Below are 719 nucleotides of genomic sequence, written 5' to 3'. Positions count from 1 at the left end.
CACCACCTCGGACTTCGTCCGCGGCCGCTTCGGCTCCAAGGGCCTGTCGCTGGCGGTGGCCGTCACCGGCATCCTGGCCACCATGCCCTACATCGCGCTGCAACTGGTGGGCATCCAGGCGGTGCTGGACGTGATGGGTGTGGGCGGCGGCGCCTCGTCCAACTGGTTCGTCAAGGACCTGCCGCTGCTCATCGCCTTCGGCGTGCTGGCCGCGTACACGTACTCCTCGGGCCTGCGCGCGCCGGCGCTGATCGCGTTCGTCAAGGACACCCTGATCTACATCGTCATCGCGGTGGCGATCATCTACATACCGATCAAACTGGGTGGCTTCGACGACATCTTCGCCAAGGCGAACGAGGCCTACACGCAGGTCAGTCCGGCCACCGGGAAGCCCCGCGGATCACTGGCGCCCGGCGACACGGCCCAGTGGGCGTACGGGACGCTGGCGTTGGGCTCGGCCCTCGCGCTGTTCATGTACCCGCACTCGGTCACCGCGGTGCTCTCCAGCCGCAGCCGCGACGTCATCCGCCGCAACACCACCGTGCTGCCGCTGTACACCTTGATGCTGGGTCTCCTCGCCGCTCTGGGATTCATGGCTGTCGCCGCAGGCGTGAAGGTCGACAACGGGCAGCTGGCGATCCCCCAGCTCTTCGAGAACATGTTCCCGTCCTGGTTCGCGGGTGTGGCCTTCGCCGCGATCGGCATCGGCGCCCTGGTAC

1 protein-coding gene is annotated in these 719 nt (G+C 67.6%); it reads left to right on the top strand.

Going from position 1 to position 719, the window contains the following annotated elements:
- Positions 1-719: sodium:solute symporter family transporter (locus PV364_RS41130; protein WP_415924679.1), on the top strand; the 719-nt coding region annotated here is incomplete at both ends.

It is taken from the genome of Streptomyces sp. MI02-7b (assembly GCF_033793585.1).
Taxonomy (GTDB): Bacteria; Actinomycetota; Actinomycetes; order Streptomycetales; family Streptomycetaceae; genus Actinacidiphila.
The sequence above is the reverse complement of the archived record's forward strand: the minus strand, read 5'-3'. Positions and strand labels throughout refer to the sequence as shown.